Origin of the sequence: Streptomyces sp. FXJ1.172 (genome assembly GCF_001636945.3) — a bacterium.
Lineage (GTDB): Bacteria > Actinomycetota > Actinomycetes > Streptomycetales > Streptomycetaceae > Streptomyces.
The window spans coordinates 921,515-936,919 of record NZ_CP119133.2 but is presented as its reverse complement, the minus strand read 5'-3'; the positions used below and the strand labels follow the sequence as shown (position 1 = coordinate 936,919).

Here is a 15,405-nt window from a genome sequence, read left to right as displayed (position 1 = left end):
ACCGACAGCTCGTTCGAACTCGCACCTTGTTCGAGCGGTGACGCCTGGAGCGGGTGTCACGCACCGAGTGAGCACGTTGCCGACCTGTGGGACCCGCTCGTGTGCCGGGTTCCATCAACCGGTGCCTGAGACGAACCACTCGCCCCTCGGTTCCCGAAAGCCGGATACCCCGGCAGCGGGGCCTCCTCCCAGCCGCCGCCGACATCACGCAACAGCAACTGCATTGTCTCCGCGAAGGCCGGGAACTCCTCCAGCCTGCTTGCCATCTCCCAGCGATGCCTCAGCACCTGGCGCCTCGTCGGGGCCGGTCGACGAGTCGGGTGGAGCGGCCCATCCTCCACGGTGCGAGGCAGCAGCCGCACCGTCGCGTCCACCGTCCAGACCGCTATGGCCTGCCGCATGCCGGCCTGCCACACCTCGTCCTCGGCCAGTGCCGGATACACACCGACGACCTCCGCGCGATAGGCCTGCTCGATCTCCGCGGCCATCTCGGCCGGCAGGGCGAAGACGCACCAGCAACTGGAGAACGGCATCCGGCAGTACGCTGCCGTCAGGAACACCGACTGGTAGCAGGCCGCCTCGAAGTCGATCAGCCGCAGCCCCTCCGAAGTGAGCAGGTTGTTGTCGGGACAGGTGTCACCCGGGGTAAAGGCTGGATACTCCTCCCCGCCCGCTGTCCCGATCCGGGCCAACTCCTCGGCAAGGCCCGGCGGAGCTGCGATTCCGGCACTGTCGAGCAGCGCAAGCAGAGCAGCGGCGTTCTGCGCGATCCACGGCTCGTCCTCCCAGGACGGCACGCCCTTGTCGTACCGGGACCACAGCCGCGTCAGATCGGCGCGCCGGTGCAGCGATTCGGCGGCCAGCCGCCCGAGTCCACTGGCCCAGGCCAGCAACCCGTCTTCCGCGACGGTCGGATCGCTGCCGAGCAGAACGTCCGCCAGGGTAGGAGCGTTCCCGAGATCCGCCATCACCAGCAAGGGAACGTCGGCGTCTACAGCCAGAACCTCGGGACCGGCGATCCCGAGAGACAGCCCGGCAGCCTCAGCCGTGAAGCAGCGCAGGGACTCCGGTTCATCGCTGAACGCCTTGACGATGACAGTGCCACCGTCGGCCGTCTCGCAACGCAACACGGTGCTGCGCGAGCTGCCACCCAGGTCGACCGGACCGGACAGCTCGACATCCAGCAGTTCACTGGCGGCGCGCAAGATCAATTCCATCGTGGCATTTTGCCATCGGGGCCTTGGCCGCCGCAGGCCGATTTCTGACCGCCGCCATGTGAAATGATGAGTCATTGTCCGCGCGCAGCAGTTCAGTGGGCTGGTCCCGCCTGTCAAAGTGGTCCGGTGGCAGAGGGTGACGATGCTCAGTGGGACTGCTGCAGCCGTGCCGCGAGTTCCCCCGGCAGGACGTCCCGGTTTGCCGGAGTGAGCTGGACGACCTCGATGTCGGCGCGCCGCTTGAGGGCGTCGGTGAACGGATCGCGGTGCAGGTGGACCGTGGCGACGATGTCGACCTCTGCGGCGAACAGCGCGTCGACCGCGTGCCGGAACGCCGTACATGCCAGTTCCATCCGCCCCAGCTCGTCGATGAGCACCAGCCGTCCTGTGGCCGCCTCGGTTGCTGCCGCCCGAAGCGACGGCAGCGCCAGCCGTTCCATGACGCCCAGGTCGACGCCGTATTTCCCGACCCGCGGCGGACCGGGCAGGTCGACATGGGCGAGCACCTCCCGCCGGCCTGCCAGGGTCTCCAGGGCGAAACCGACGCGGGCGCCGGATTGCCGGATCTCCTCGGTGGTGAAACCGGTGGCCACATCGGTGGGCAGCAGCGCGGCCAGCCGACGCAGGGCGGTCGTCTTGCCCGCGCCGGGGCGGCTCTCGAGAAGGATCCTTGTCGGCACACCGCCATCTTCACCCCCCCCGCTTCCGGAGGCGGCCCGGGCGGGCTCGGCTGAACGGGGGTTTTGGGGTGCGGACCGGTGCCGGTGTCGCCGTTGCGGGTATGGCGGCGCGCATGAGCGGAATTGAACTCAGCAGCACCGCCTTCGACGACAAAACAGTGATCCCCCGTCGGTACAGCGGGGAGGGCGAGGACATCTCACCGCCCCTGACCTGGTCGGGGGTGCCCCACGAGGCCACAGAGTTGGTGCTCCTGTGCGAGGACCCGGACGCGCCGGGGACGACCTTCCTGCACTGGCTGGTCACCGGCATCGATCCGGGGACCACCGGGACGCCGGAGGGCCAGAAGCCGCAGGGAGGCCTGCCGTGGCCCAACGGCTTCGGCCGCGTGGGCTGGGGAGGGCCGATGCCTCCACCGGGACACGGGCCGCACCGCTACTTCTTCCGCCTGTACGCCCTGTCCGAGCCGCTGCCGCTGCACGACCACCCGGGCGTCGAGGACGTGCACCGTGCCCTGAAGGGCAGGGAGCTGGCCTCCGGCACCCTGGTCGGGACCTATCAGCGCTGAGCGCGTCACCGCTGGTCGTAGCCATGGGCGCCGTACAGCCGGACGAACCGGGCGCAGGTGACCGTCCTGCGGTGCACCAGGCCCCGGGCACCCCGCTCGTACAGCTCGACGCGCTCCTGTCCGCCCTGCCCGACCGGCTGCACGAGCCGGCCACCGGTGCGGAGCTGGTCCACGAGCGGCTCAGGCACTCGCGGGAAGGCCGCACAGACGACGACGGCGTCGTACGGGGCACGGGCCGGCATCCCGAGGGTCCCGTCGCCGAGCACGATCTCGGCATTGCCGACGCCGCGCCCGGCCAGCCGCAGGCGGCCCTCGTCGACCAGGTCGGGCCAGCGCTCGACGCTGACGACGTACGCGGCCAAGCGGGCCAGCAGCGCGGTCTGCCAGCCGTATCCGGTCCCGACCTCCAGGACCTGTTCGTCTCCGGTCAGGCCGAGGGCGGAGACCATCATGGCGATCAGCGAGGGCTGGGTGGTCACCTGCCCGTGGGGGAGCGGAACGGGCGCGTCCCGGTACGCGGATGCCACCTCGTCCGCGGGGACGAATTCCGCCCGGGGGATGCTCCGTACGGCCTCCAGGAGACGGGCGTCGGTCACCCCCACGGCGTGGGCCGCGCGGACCAGGTCCTCGGGGGTCCCTTCATGGGCCATCGGACCGTGGGGCCGTAGGGGTGGCACCAGCGGCCCCGGTCCTGGTGCGCTCCAGAAGCCGCACGGCGTGATCGTGCTCGCCGCCCGACGACGGGGTGATCGAAACGCCTGTCTCCTCCGCGCCGCTCCTGCTTCTGTCCATGTGCCCCCTCCGCCGCTCCTACGCCGCGCCGCCGCTTCAGCCCAGTGTCGGCGTGTCCCGCGCGCCGCGCGATCCGGGGCGGACGGGGCGCAAGGGGCGACCCGTGATCCGGGAGGCACGGCGCGTCGGCGTCAGGACGGGGTCCCCGGGTCGGTGTACCGCAGCAGGGCACCCACGCCCTCGTAGAGCCTCACCTCGCTCTCCGGTACGACGACCAGCTCGGCACCGGTGCCGACGAGCGCCCGGACGAGGGCCTCGGCGGCGCGTTCCTCGCGCGGGGCCCGCACGCCGAAGGACTTCAGCTCCGCCTCGGTCAGGGCGAGCTGGGTGGGCTGGGAGCCCGCCCAGAGCCGCAGCGAAGACTCTGGCGGTCGGTTCAGCAGCAGTGCCGCGACCTGGCCGCGCTGGAGGGCGGCGACAGTGGCGGCCAGCCCGTCCGTCACGGGTCCGTCCAGGGCACGCCGGCCGATGAAGATGTCCACGAGGTCCCGGTCGTGCGCGGCCATGCGGCCGCGGAAGACGCCGTCGAGCTGCGGCTCCAACAGGGCGCGTCCGGTGTCGGTGGGGGTCCGGCCGCCCACGCGTACGACCTTGTCCCGCAGGGTGCGCGGCAGGCGGCGGATCAGTACGTTGCACGCCCACTCGTCCCCACCCACGACGACGGCGTCGGCATGGGCGCGCCGCGCCCGTTCGTCCAGCCGGTGACCGAGCCGGACGGAGGCGTGGTGCCAGGTCGCCACCGCGACCCTGCGCTGCAGCCGCTCACCCGGAGTGACGGTGGACGCGGGCCAGGTGCCGGTCTCCGCCTCCAGAGTCACCCAACCATGGGTCTCGGCGGTCGGACGGCCGCCGTAGTGGACGACCACGGCCATGTAGGGGATCTCCGGAACGTGCTGGGTGACCAGGGGCATCGCGTCCGGCAGGGTGCTGTAGCGCGCGGAGTCGTGCTTGGGCGGCCTGGGCAGCTCACCGTCCAGGACGAGCGCGCCGTGGGCGGCGAAGACGGCCTGACCGTGCACCCCCGGCACGTCTGTGTCGGCGCCGACCACCTCCTCCAGTACGTTCAGCAGCGCCCGGTCCGAGCCCTGCCGGGACAGACTCTCGCGCAGCCGCCGCCAGCGCAGCGCGATCGCCCGCTCGGGATGCTCGACGTCCCGGGAGGTGTCCAGGTACACGGAGGCGAACGGTCCCGGCTCCGCGTAGAGGGGCTCAAGGAACGACAACCTCATCGCCACTCCTCGTCGATGGTCTCCCTTCCTTTGATGATGCGCGCCCCGGCGGCGATGGAACGCGACGAGCGCACAGCGGTATGAGTCACTGATCCGTTGCCGACGGCAGTCGCACGACCCAGGTGATCAGGTGCTTGGGGCCCGTCCGGCGGATCACCGCACCCGGGGTATGGATCACAGGCCCGCCGCGGCGCTGTGGAGGTTCTTGGCGGCCAGGGCGAGTCCCTCGGTCTGTGAGTAGGCGGCGTCCTCGTGCTCGATGTTGACGGCCATGTCGGGGTCGATCTCGGCGAGCGCGCCCAGGAACTCGGTCCAGAAGGGGACGTCGTTGCCGAGGCCGACGGCGACGAACTTCCAGGCGGGGTTCTGCGGCCATGCGTTGCACCAGAAGCCGTACCCTGTCGGCACCTTGCCCTCGGCGTCGGCGGGCACCCGCGTGAACGAGGTGTCCAGTACGCCGCGGATGTCGGCGCCGGGGCAGAGCGTCGCGTCTTTCGCGGCGGCGTGGAAGACCAGCGGGCCGAGCCACTTGATGGACTTGATGACGTCCATGCCCTGCCACATCAGGTGGGAGGGGTCCATCTCGGCACCGACGTTCGTCAGACCGCCCTCGTCGACCAGCCGCTTGAGCGTGACGGGGGAGAAGACGAGGTTGTGCGGGTGCATCTCGATGGCCACCTTGACGTCGTTCTCGCGGGCGAGCGCGTCGATCTCCTTCCAGAACGCGAGGGCCACGCCCCACTGGTAGTCGAGGACGTCCATGTAGACGCCGTCCCAGGGGTTGACGACCCACGACGGGTACTTGGCGTCGGGGTCGGAGCCCGGCGTGCCGGACATGGTGACCACGTGCTTGACGCCGAGCAGGCCGGCGAGGCGGATGGTGCGGCGCAGGTCGTCGGCGTGCTTGGGGCCGACTCCCGGCAGCGGGTTGAGCGGGTTGCCGTTGCAGTTGAGGCCGGTCAGTTCCATGCCGCGGTCGGCGAAGGTGGCGAGGTACTCCTCGCGGGCCTTGGCGCAGGACAGCAGCAGGTCGACCGGGCAGTGCGGCGAGGGGATGAAGCCGCCGGTGTTGACCTCGACGGAGGTCAGCCCGTTCGCCTTGAGGATGTCGAGGGCGTCGGTGAGCGTACGGTCGTGCAGACAGGCGGTGTAGGCGCCGAGCTTGAGGGCCATGGTTCTCTGCTTTCTCTACGGGTCCGGCGTGACGACTGGTCAGGCGGCGGGCGGCACGTCGACGACGGCGCCGCCGCTCCGGGAGGAGTGGACGACGGCCTGGATGATCTCCATCGTGCGCAGCGCGTCGGCGAAGGTGGCGCAGGCCGGCAGCGGCTCGGCGACGCCTGCGACCTGGTCGAGGAATGCGCGGGTCTGGTAGGTGAAGTTGTCGGCGTTGCTGGCGCCCACGCCCGGCGCCTCCATCGGGACGCCACCCGCGAAGTACGGCAGTTGGGGTCCGGCGATGACCTGCCGGGCGCCGCGGGTACGGGCCTCGGGCTGGTCGTCGTCGAAGAGGTACTCGGCGGGCCGGTGCTGGTCGAACGCGGCCCGGCCGCCGACGCCCAGGACGTCGAAGGCGAGCCCGTTGGGCAGCCCGAAGCCGGTGCGGGTGACGGAGATGGTGCCGACGAGTCCGGACTGGAAGCGGATGGTGAAGGAGGCGGTGTCCTCGTTCTCGACCTCGCCGAACTCGTCCGACACCGGAGCGGCGTTGTGCCCGGCGACCGCGCCCAGCGGCAGCGGACGCTTGGCGATCTGCGTCGACAGCGAGGCTCCGGACACCGAGGCGATGGGCCCGGCGACGTACTCGGCCGCGTCGATCACGTGGGAGCCGACGTCACCGAGCGCACCGGAACCCGGACCGCCCTTGAACCGCCAGCTCAGCGGCCCCTTCGGGTCGGTCGCGTAGTCGCACCAGTACCGGCCGCTGAACAGGGTGAGGTCACCCAGCTCGCCGCGCTGCACGTGCTCGCGGATCGCGGCGATGCCGGGAGCCCGCCGGAAGGTGTAGCCGACAGCGGTGACCAGGTCGGTGCCGCGCTCCAACTCGGCCATGGCGCGGGCGTCTTCGAGCGATCCGGCGAGCGGCTTCTCACACAGCACGTGCTTGCCCGCGGCGACCAACGCCTCGGCGATCGGCCGGTGCAGGGCGTTGCCGACGACGATGCTGACGGCGTCGATCGTCGGGTCCTCGACGACGGCCTCCCAGCTCGGCAGCGCCTTCTCGAAGCCGTAGCGGCGGGCGGCGTCCTCCCCGAGGGCGACGTTGGCGTCGGCGATCGCGGCCAGCCGGACGGGCGGCAGTCCGGCCCCGAAGACGGTGTTGACGTTGCGGTACCCGGCGGCGTGACTGCGGCCGGCCATACCGGCCCCGATCACCGCGACGGACAGGGGCTTGGCGGACGTGGTCATGGCAGTGCCTTTCAAAGCGTCTTGCACGAGGAGGGGGGGAGGGAGGTGATCAGGCGGCGTACTGCCGTCGGAAGTGGGACTCGATGTCCTCCATCGAGCGGCCCCGGGTCTCGGGAACGGTCCTGGCAGGGGCTGGCCACAGGGCCCCTGCGCCGCCCCCGGTCCGACGCGACTCGGCGGCGGTACCGGTCAGTCAGGAATGGACGGCCAGGTACTCGTCGATCTTCCTCCGCATGAAGACGGACGACTCCCTGGCGCGTTCCTCCCAGGCGAACACGCACGCGGTGAGCGTGCCGTCGAAGCCGTTCGCACGCAGCTCACGGAAGAGTTCGGCGAAGTCGACCTCGCCCTGTCCGATGTCCAGGTGCTGATGGACGCGGGCCGGTGTGCCGGGCGGGTTGAGGATGTAGCGGTTGCCGGACGACGCGGTGTGGTCGAAGGCGTCCGCGAGGTGGACGTGTGTGAGCAGATCGCCCGCGTACTTGATGATGCCGGGGGCGTCGTTGCCGATGTGGAAGGTGTGCGGGGCGCAGTAGAGGAAGCTGACGCCCGGGTGGTTGATGCCCCGGATCATGTTGATCGCGTCGTAGCCGTTCTCGATGAAGTCGTCCGGGTGGGGTTCCAGGGCGAGCTTGATGCCCTCCTGCTCGAAGAGGGGGAGCAGTTCGTCCATCGACTTCCAGAACTGCGCTTCGCTGCGGTCGCAGTCCTCGGGGCGGCCGTTGAACTCGGAGATCATGCTGTCCACGCCGAGGCCGGCGGCGATCTGGATGGACCGCTTCCAGTAGCGGACCGCTGCCTGCCGGGCGTCCTCGTCCGGGCCGGACCAGCGGAACAGGGGCAGAATGGAGGAGATGCCGACGCCGGCCGCGTCCAGCGCCTTGCGGAACTTCCGCACCGTGGCGTCGTCGACGCGCGGGTGCCGGAAGAAGGGGATGAAGTCCTCCCGGGGGGAGAGTTCGATCCACTCGTAGCCCAACTCGGCCACCACCGCGGGGAGTTCGAGCAGCGGGACGTTGCGGATCATGTAGGGATCGAGCGCGATCTTCATAGGGGGGAATGCCTTCCGGTCGGTAGCTGGACGTGCGGGGGGCCGGAAGCCGTTGTTGTCAGGCGGTGTCTTCCGGAGAGGTCGCCACGGGTGCGGTGAGGTCGTCCTCCTCGGGCAGCTCCTCGGTGTCGACGCCTCGTACCTGGGCGAGTTCGTGTTTGAGTGCGGCGAGTTCGGCGCCGCCGGCCATGTGGTTGGTCAGTTCCTCGAGGCTGACCTCGCTGCGGGAGGCGGAGAGTTCGAGGGTGCCGAGGCGCAGGACGCTGAAGTGGTCGCCGACCATGTAGGCGTGGTGGGGGTTGTGGGTGATGAAGATGACGCCGAGGCCGCGGTCGCGGGCTGCGGCGATGTACTTCAGGACCACGCCGGACTGCTTGACGCCGAGCGCGGCGGTCGGCTCGTCGAGGATGAGGACGCGGGCGCCGAAGTAGACGGCGCGGGCGATGGCGACGCACTGGCGCTGGCCGCCGGACAGGGTGCCGATGGGCTGTTCCAGGTCGTCCAGGACGATGCCCATGTTCCGCAGCTCCTGGTCCGCGGTCTCCTTCATGCGGGCGATGTCCAGGCGGCGCAGGGGCCAGGGGCCCTTGGTCATCTCCGAGCCGAGGAAGAAGTTGCGCCACACCGGCATCAGCGGGACCGTGGCCAGGTCCTGGTAGACGGTGGCGATACCGCGGCCCAGGGCCTCACGCGGGGTGGAGAAGCGCACCGGGGTGCCGTCGACGAGGAAGTCTCCCTCGGTGTGCTGGTGCAGCCCCGAGATGATCTTGATCAGGGTGGACTTGCCCGCGCCGTTGTCACCGAGCACACAGGTCACCTTGCCCGGGTGGACGGTGAGGCCGACGTCGTGCAGGGCGCGGATGTTGCCGTAGGACTTGCCCGCGCCGCGCAGCTCGACGATCGCCGCGTCCGTGTCGGGCGGGGTGTCGGGCGGGGTGTCGGCGAGGACGGCGCCGGGCGAGGAGGCCTTCGGGGTGGTTGTCACGGGGTGGGTCACCTCCGGGTCGCCGTGCGGCTGACCCACAGATTGATCAGGGTGGCGCCGAGCAGCATCACGCCGAGGAAGGCCTTGAACCAGTCGGGGTTCCAGCCGGCGTAGACGATGCCCTGCTGGACCATGCCGAACATGAAGGCGCCGAAGACGGGGCCGATCGCGGAGCCGGAGCCGCCGGTGAGCAGACAGCCGCCGATGACGGCTGCCGCTATGTAGATCAGTTCCTGGCCGACGCCCTCGCCGGACTGCACGGTGTTGAAGGAGAAGAGCTGGTGCATGCCGATGAACCAGGCACCGAAGCCGACCAGCATGAACAGCGAGATCTTGGTGAAGTTCACCGGGACGCCGACGGCCCGCGCGCTCTCCTTGGTGCCGCCGACGGCGAAGATCCAGTTGCCGTACCTGGTGCGCAGCAGCACCCACGTGGCCAGAGCCGCGAAGACCAGCCACCACACGACCGTGATCTTCACGGTCACGCCGCCGACGTCGAAGGAGGACGCGAAGAGGGCTTTGGCCTGGTCGAAGCCGTCCATGTCGCCGATGTCGTCGGTGGCGACGTTGCCCGTGACCAGCTTGGTCACCGCGAGGTTCACACCCTGCAGGATCAGGAACGTGCCCAGAGTGATCAAGAAGCTGGGCAGTCCGGTCTTCACCAGCAGCCAGCCGTTGAGGAATCCGATCGCCAGTGACAAGACCAGAGCGGCGATCACGCCGACCCAGATGTTCATGCTCAGCTGGTAGCTCAGCATGCTGGCGGTCAGTGCCGAGGTGATCACACCGACGCCCGCGGAGAGGTCGAACTCGCCGCCGATCATCAGCAGGGCCACCGGAAGGGCCATGATCCCGATGGTCGAGGACTGGTACAGGACGTTCGCCATCGACGCGCCGTCGCGGACCGCCGGGGCCGAGACCAGGAAGAAGACGAACACGGCGACGGCACCGAGGAGGACCCCCACCTCGGGGCGGGCGAGCAGCCGGAGGGCCAGGGGGCGCTGGGTGGTGCGGCCGTCCCTGTCCTTCGGGCCGGAGGCCGGCGGTGTGGTCACCGCCGGCGCGGCCTGCTGGGTCATGCTCATCACCGGGTGCCCTTCGCGGCGAACCCGGCGACCTTGTCGACGTTGGACTTGTCGACGAAGGCCGGGCCGGTGAGCACCGGCTGCTGGCCGCCGCCGCTGAAGTTGCCGTTGTTCTTGTAGAGCCACAGGGCGTCGACGGCGAGGTAGCCCTGGAGGTAGGGCTGCTGGTCGACGGCGAACTGGATGGTGCCGTTCCTGATGGCGGAGACGAGGTCCTTGTTGAGGTCGAAGGTGGCGATCTTCGCCTTGGAGCCCGACTCGGACACCGCCTGCCCGGCGGTCAGCGCGACGGGGGCGGCGAGCGTGACCACCTCGTCGATCGAGGAGTCCTGCTTGAGCTTGGCGGTGATCGTGGACTTCACGGACGGCATGTCGGTGCCGTTGACGTAGAGGATGTCCATCGTGCCGCTGAATGTCTTCTTCACGCCGGCGCAGCGCTCTTCGAGGTTGACGTCTCCCTGGGCCTGGATGACGCACAGGGCGTGCTTGGCACCGGTGCCGTTGATCTTGGTGCCGAGGGCCTGGCCGGAGACGGACTCGTCCTGCCCGAAGAACGACAGCAGGCCCTGTTGCTTCCAGACGGCGAGGCCAGCGTTGAGGCCGACCACCGGGATGCCGGCCTGTTCCGCCTTGGCGACCGAGGCCTTCAGGGCGTCGGGCTTGGCGAGGGTGACGGCGATGCCGTCGACCTTCTGGTCGATCGCGTTCTGGACCAGGTTGGCCTGGCTGCCGGCGTTCTCGTCGTTGGAGTAGATGAGCTTGATGTTGTCCTTGGCGGCGGCGGCCTCGGCGCCCTTGCGGATGGCGTCCCAGAAGGTGTCCCCGGAGGGCGCGTGGGTCACCATCGCGACTGTCATGCGGGGAGTGGTGGCCTTGCCCGCGGAGACACCGGCCGCGTTCTCCTCGGCCTTCTTCCCGCCGTGGGCGCTGGAGCAGCCCGCGAGGGTGAGTGCGGCCGCGGCGGCGACGGCCACCACGGGGAGGGATCTGCGGGGGCGGCTGAGGGATGTGCGGTTCATGTTGCGCGTACCTCGCTGGGCATAGGGGAGGGGATGACTGCCGCCGCGGCGGGGGTGGGCGGACAGGAGGGGTTCTGGCCGCTGCTCCACTGAGGCGGGGGGACGGAGGCGGGTGCGGCCGGGTTCAGGAGCGGGTGGCGCCTGAGGGTGTCGTCCACGCGGGCAGTAGAGGTGGCTGATCGCGCTTTCGAGGGCGTTGGTTCGCTGTTCGTTGGAACGTCAGGACAATTTGAAGCGCTTTAAGTGCTGGTACTATCGGCCGCGTTTCGCCAGGGTGTCAAGGGTGTTGCACGAGGAGATTCGCCGCGGGAGGTGCAGGTGGACGAAGCCGGATCCACTTCAGGCCGAGCTGGTCGAGTACCTCCACACTGCGGCCGAAGAGGTGGATTACGACCTCGTGCTCAGCACTGCCACGCGCCGCCGGGACGAGCGGACCGCGGTGGAAACCCTGCCGGCGTTCCGCAGCGAGGACGACGCGGACGCCTCTGCTGACCGCACCCACGGATGGGTGGCCGGCAGAGTCTTGCCGTGGGCGTCGGGAACCGTCGAGTATTAAACCCCGTTGAGACCGTTGGTGATCTCTCCTAGGTTGGCCCGCGTGACGATCGAGGTGCCCTACCAGCCGCTTCCGATTCACCAGTCAGACGTGCGCTATGCCCATGGGCCCGACTCAAGCGTGCAGCCGGGCGTACCCGTCGGCGAGACGATCGAGTTCGACTGGAGCGACAGCGCGATCTACCCGGGAACGTCACGGAAATTCTGGGTGCATGTGCCCGCGCGGCACGACCCCTCGGAGCCTGCGTCGCTGATGGTGTTCCAGGACGGATGGTGGTACCTGGACCCTGAAGGGGAGATCCGCGGCGCGATCGTTCTGGACAATCTCGTCCACCGCGGTGACATCCCGGTCACCATCGGCGTGTTCGTCGACCCGGGTGTCTTCCCGGATGCTGTGGATCCGAAGAACCGCAATGCCGAGTACGACGCCTACGACGATCGGTACGTCCGTTTTCTCCTGACCGAGATCATCCCTGAGGTCACGAAGCACTACTCGATCACCGAGGACCCCGACCGTTGGGGTATCTGCGGTGGCAGTAGTGGCGGGAACTGCGCCTTTACCGCAGCCTGGCTGTGCCCGGACAAGTTCCGCCGGGTGATCGGGTACTTGTCCAGCTTCACGCAGATGCCAGGCGGCAACCCATACCCGGAACTCATCTCCCGTGTCCCTCGCAAGCCGCTGCGGATCTTCATGCAAGCGGGCCACCGTGATCTGCGCTGGAACGAGTCCACGGCGAACTGGCTCGCCGACAACCTGCGCGTCGCGGCCGCGCTCGCGGAGGCCGGCTACGACTTCCGCCTCGTCCTGGGCGATGGCGGCCACAGTCCCAACCACGGCGGGGTCCTGCTTCCCGATGCCCTCCGCTGGTTGTCGCGGTCGGATGATCGCCCGGACCAACCGGTGGGCTGAGGCGCGGCGGTCTCGTTGAGGCGACCGTCTGCGGCCTCCACAGCCTTCTTCGCAAGCTCCTGTGGGCTGTGTAGTCGCCACTGGGGCTGGTCGGTTGCTATGTCTGGTTCGCTGCCTGCTTGACGGTCCTGATCACTGGTGCCGTTTCGAGGTGTGCGATGGCTGGGAGTGCGGCGACCCGGGTGGTCAGGTACCGGTACAGCTCCCGTTGGTTCGTGCACACCACGCTCGCGTACAGGTTGGTCGGGCCGGTCGTGGCGGCGGCGAACGCGATCTCCGGATGCCCGGCCAGTGCCTGACCGGCCTCCTCCAGGTGTGCGGGGGCGACCGAGAGCCAGAGCAGGGTTCGGGCGTTCACGCCGAACATGCGCCAGTCGACGTCGATGTCGAGATAGAGCAGGCCGTGTTCGCGCAGCTCCGTCATCCGGCGCCGGACCGTCGTCGGCGACCAGCCGGTCGCCGCGGCCAACTGCTCGAAGCCGGCCCGGCCGTCGGTGGCGAGCAGGGCGAGGAGCTTGCGATCACTGTCGTCGAGCCGCACCGGTCCTGGTCGATGCGGCATCGCAGGCGGGCGCAGTCGCTCGATCGCCTCCGCGTCCAGAGACCCGAGTTTTCCGACCAGGTTGTCCGGGCCGCCGTAGAAGGCGTGCAGCACGGAGTGCGCGGTCACGCCCTCCACGCGCGGGGTGCCGGGGAGTTTGGCCAGCAGCAGTGCCTCGCTGTCCGCCTCGCTCTCGGTCCGGACCACGCAGGTGATCTCGGTGCCGCCGGAGCTGAGGCTCACCCAGGACGTGTCGGGGCGCCTGGCCAGTGCCTCGGCGACCGGGAGCGACGCGGCGGGCGCACATCGCACCCGCAGAAGCCACAGGACGGCGCCCAGCACGGTTGGGTCGACCCCGCCCAGCACCCGTACCGCCCCGGCCGAACGCAACCGGGCGTACCGGCGGGCGATGGTGCGATCCGACACGCCGAGAACCTCGGCGATGGTGCTGAACGGGGCACGGCCGTCGATCTGCAGAGCGTGCACGAGCCGACGATCCAGCTCGTCGTAGTCGGATTCCACCGAGCCGAGGTTATTCGGTGTCAGATATCAACGCAATCGAGCCGGTCTCTGGCCCGGGCGGCTCGGCCGACGCAGCGTTGCCTCTGTCCCGATCGACACAGCCAAAGGGGAGTCCGTGGACACCGATGTGCTCATCGTCGGCGCCGGCCCGACCGGAATGACGCTGGCCAACGAACTGCTGATGGCGGGGGTGTCGACCGTGCTGGTCGACAGGCTGTCGCAGCGCAGCGACCTGTCCAAGGCCGGCGGCGTGCAGACCCGCACGCTGGAGGCGCTCGACCAACGAGGGCTGCTGGAGCCCTTGCTGGCCACCGGGGATCACCGCGTCACCACCGGTCACTTCGCGGGCATCCCACTCCCGCCCCACTCCAACCGGCACCGTCTGCCGTGGCGGTCCGTGCCGCAGGTGGTGATCGAGGGATTCTTCGAGCAGCACCTCGCCGCGCACGGCCTCCACGCCCGCAGGGACCACGAACTGGTCGGCCTCGCCCAGGACGACAGCGGGGTCAGCGCCACCTTCGCCAACGGCGCCGCCCTCCGCTCCCGTTACCTCGTCGCCGCCGACGGAGCCCACAGCACCGTACGGTCCCTGCTGCGGGCCGAGTTTCCCGGTCAGCCGGGTACGTTGACGATCACCGCCGCCGACGTGCGGCTGGGCGGCGTCGATCCGTCCACGTCGCACACCTGGACCGAGGACGGGCACTGGGCGGCCCTGTTCCCGCTCGGCACCGATCCGCAGGGCAGGCAACTGCGCCGACTGGTCCTCGGCGGGCCGGGCCGGTCACTGCCGAGGGAGATCCCGGTCACCGAGGACGAAATCCGCCATGGCCTGCGCACCGTGTTCGGAACGCGGGTGCACCTGCTCGAACTGCGCTACGCCCGCCGTATCACCAACGCGTCACGGCAGGTCGAGCAGTACCGGCACGGGCGGGTGTTCCTGGCGGGCGATGCCGCCCATGTCCACCTTCCGCTCGGCGCGCAGGGCATGAACACCGGGATGCAGGACGCGCTCAACCTCGGTTGGAAGCTCGGTGCCGCGGTGCACGGCTGGGCACCGGACAACCTGCTCGACACGTATCACGCGGAACGGCATCCGGCCGGGGCCGCGGTATTGCGCAACGTTCGGGCACAGAGTCTGCTGATGGACTGGTCCGGCACCCGTGATCCGGACGTGCTGGCCGCCCGGGAGATCTTCACGGCCATGGCCCAACTGCCGGACGTCCAGCACTATCTCGCCGACCTGATGTCCGGGATGGCCATCCGCTACCCGATGCCGGGCACCGAAACCCATCCGCTAGTCGGCCGGCCCGTACCGGACCTGGACCTCGGCCCGGTCCGGGTGCACGAACTGCTGCGGTCCGGGCACGGCATCCTCCTGGACCCGGCCGGCACATTCGCCAGGGTCGCCGGCCCCTGGTCGGACCGGGTCGACCGGGTGGACCGGGTGGGCCAGGGCGCCGAGACCGAGCCGATGCTCATCCGGCCGGACGGCTACGTGTGCTGGGCAGGCGCGGATGACCTGGAACCGGCGCTCGGACGCTGGTTCGGCGAGCCCCGCTGAGCCGGCCTTCAGGAAGCGGGCCGCCGTGGAGAGGCTGGTGGTATTCGTGCATCGGCCTCCGGCCGCCGCGCGATCAGCACACCTCGAACACGTGATCCGGCACGTCGGGGGGATCCGGGCCTCGATGTGGGCGAGTTGGGCGGCGAGGATCCTTTCGAACGCGGCACGGCGGTCTGCGCCGAGGGGGCGGATGCGGCGAGTGACGGTCGGCAAGGTCTCGTAGGCGTCCGGGTTCACGCACGCGTCGCCGATCTCACCGCCGCCGGAGCTGTTCCCCGGATTC

The 15,405-nt window shown here is 69.7% G+C and carries 15 protein-coding genes and 1 pseudogene; 4 read left to right on the top strand and 12 right to left on the bottom strand.

What is annotated here, in order from left to right:
- Nucleotides 1-56: 56 nt before the first annotated feature.
- Together A6P39_RS04575 and A6P39_RS04570 are read right to left on the bottom strand one after the other, a co-directional pair.
- The gene (locus A6P39_RS04575; protein ID WP_331454093.1) at nt 57-1,205 is read right to left on the bottom strand and encodes a hypothetical protein; all 1,149 of its coding nucleotides are present in this window, start codon (nt 1,203-1,205) and stop codon (nt 57-59) included.
- 158 nt (nt 1,206-1,363) lie between these two features.
- Entirely contained in the window at nt 1,364-1,897 is a 534-nt protein-coding gene (locus A6P39_RS04570) for a nucleoside-triphosphatase (protein ID WP_067047276.1), read from the bottom strand.
- Nucleotides 1,898-2,010: 113 nt separating this feature from the next.
- On the opposite strand from A6P39_RS04570, the gene A6P39_RS04565 reads away from it, so the two are divergent.
- Nucleotides 2,011-2,463: a YbhB/YbcL family Raf kinase inhibitor-like protein gene (locus A6P39_RS04565; RefSeq protein WP_067047348.1), complete on the top strand. Its 453-nt coding sequence runs from the start codon at nt 2,011-2,013 to the stop codon at nt 2,461-2,463.
- 5 nt (nt 2,464-2,468) lie between these two features.
- Here A6P39_RS04565 and A6P39_RS04560 read toward each other — a convergent pair whose 3' ends face one another.
- From A6P39_RS04560 to A6P39_RS04525, 8 genes are all read right to left on the bottom strand, one after another.
- Nucleotides 2,469-3,113, bottom strand: a complete 645-nt coding sequence (locus tag A6P39_RS04560; RefSeq protein WP_067047279.1) for a protein-L-isoaspartate O-methyltransferase family protein — start codon at nt 3,111-3,113, stop codon at nt 2,469-2,471.
- Nucleotides 3,114-3,386: 273 nt separating this feature from the next.
- On the bottom strand, nt 3,387-4,484 hold the full coding sequence (locus tag A6P39_RS04555; protein ID WP_275883803.1) for a baeRF2 domain-containing protein: 1,098 nt from the start codon (nt 4,482-4,484) through the stop codon (nt 3,387-3,389).
- 174 nt (nt 4,485-4,658) lie between these two features.
- Nucleotides 4,659-5,657: a sugar phosphate isomerase/epimerase family protein gene (locus tag A6P39_RS04550; RefSeq protein WP_067039247.1), complete on the bottom strand. Its 999-nt coding sequence runs from the start codon at nt 5,655-5,657 to the stop codon at nt 4,659-4,661.
- A gap of 39 nt (nt 5,658-5,696) precedes the next feature.
- Complete coding sequence (locus A6P39_RS04545) at nt 5,697-6,893, bottom strand: Gfo/Idh/MocA family protein (RefSeq protein ID WP_067039248.1); 1,197 nt, start codon at nt 6,891-6,893, stop codon at nt 5,697-5,699.
- Between the two features lie 193 nt (nt 6,894-7,086).
- Nucleotides 7,087-7,944, bottom strand: a complete 858-nt coding sequence (locus tag A6P39_RS04540; RefSeq protein WP_067039249.1) for a sugar phosphate isomerase/epimerase family protein — start codon at nt 7,942-7,944, stop codon at nt 7,087-7,089.
- 58 nt (nt 7,945-8,002) lie between these two features.
- Nucleotides 8,003-8,929 carry an ATP-binding cassette domain-containing protein gene (locus A6P39_RS04535; RefSeq protein WP_067039313.1) on the bottom strand — a complete coding sequence of 309 codons (927 nt, stop codon included), beginning with the start codon at nt 8,927-8,929 and terminating at the stop codon, nt 8,003-8,005.
- An 8-nt stretch (nt 8,930-8,937) separates the two neighbouring features.
- Nucleotides 8,938-10,014, bottom strand: a complete 1,077-nt coding sequence (locus A6P39_RS04530; protein WP_067039250.1) for an ABC transporter permease — start codon at nt 10,012-10,014, stop codon at nt 8,938-8,940.
- Complete coding sequence (locus A6P39_RS04525) at nt 10,014-11,033, bottom strand: sugar ABC transporter substrate-binding protein (RefSeq protein ID WP_067039251.1); 1,020 nt, start codon at nt 11,031-11,033, stop codon at nt 10,014-10,016. Before A6P39_RS04525 ends, A6P39_RS04530 begins: the two co-directional genes overlap by 1 nt.
- Before the next feature lie 283 nt (nt 11,034-11,316).
- Here A6P39_RS04525 and A6P39_RS45385 point away from each other — a divergent pair, with 283 nt between their 5' ends.
- On the top strand, nt 11,317-11,589 hold the full coding sequence (locus A6P39_RS45385) for a hypothetical protein (protein WP_067039252.1): 273 nt from the start codon (nt 11,317-11,319) through the stop codon (nt 11,587-11,589).
- A 42-nt stretch (nt 11,590-11,631) separates the two neighbouring features.
- Entirely contained in the window at nt 11,632-12,498 is an 867-nt protein-coding gene (locus tag A6P39_RS04515; RefSeq protein WP_067039253.1) for an alpha/beta hydrolase, read from the top strand.
- Between the two features lie 97 nt (nt 12,499-12,595).
- On the opposite strand, the gene A6P39_RS04510 is transcribed toward A6P39_RS04515, so the two are convergent.
- Complete coding sequence (locus A6P39_RS04510; RefSeq protein ID WP_067039254.1) at nt 12,596-13,561, bottom strand: Lrp/AsnC family transcriptional regulator; 966 nt, start codon at nt 13,559-13,561, stop codon at nt 12,596-12,598.
- Nucleotides 13,562-13,676: 115 nt separating this feature from the next.
- On the opposite strand from A6P39_RS04510, the gene A6P39_RS04505 reads away from it, so the two are divergent.
- On the top strand, nt 13,677-15,122 hold the full coding sequence (locus A6P39_RS04505; protein WP_067039255.1) for an FAD-dependent monooxygenase: 1,446 nt from the start codon (nt 13,677-13,679) through the stop codon (nt 15,120-15,122).
- A gap of 108 nt (nt 15,123-15,230) precedes the next feature.
- On the opposite strand, the pseudogene A6P39_RS04500 reads toward A6P39_RS04505, so the two are convergent.
- Nucleotides 15,231-15,320: pseudogene (locus A6P39_RS04500) on the bottom strand (TetR/AcrR family transcriptional regulator); the annotation flags it as partial.
- Nucleotides 15,321-15,405 lie beyond the last annotated feature (85 nt).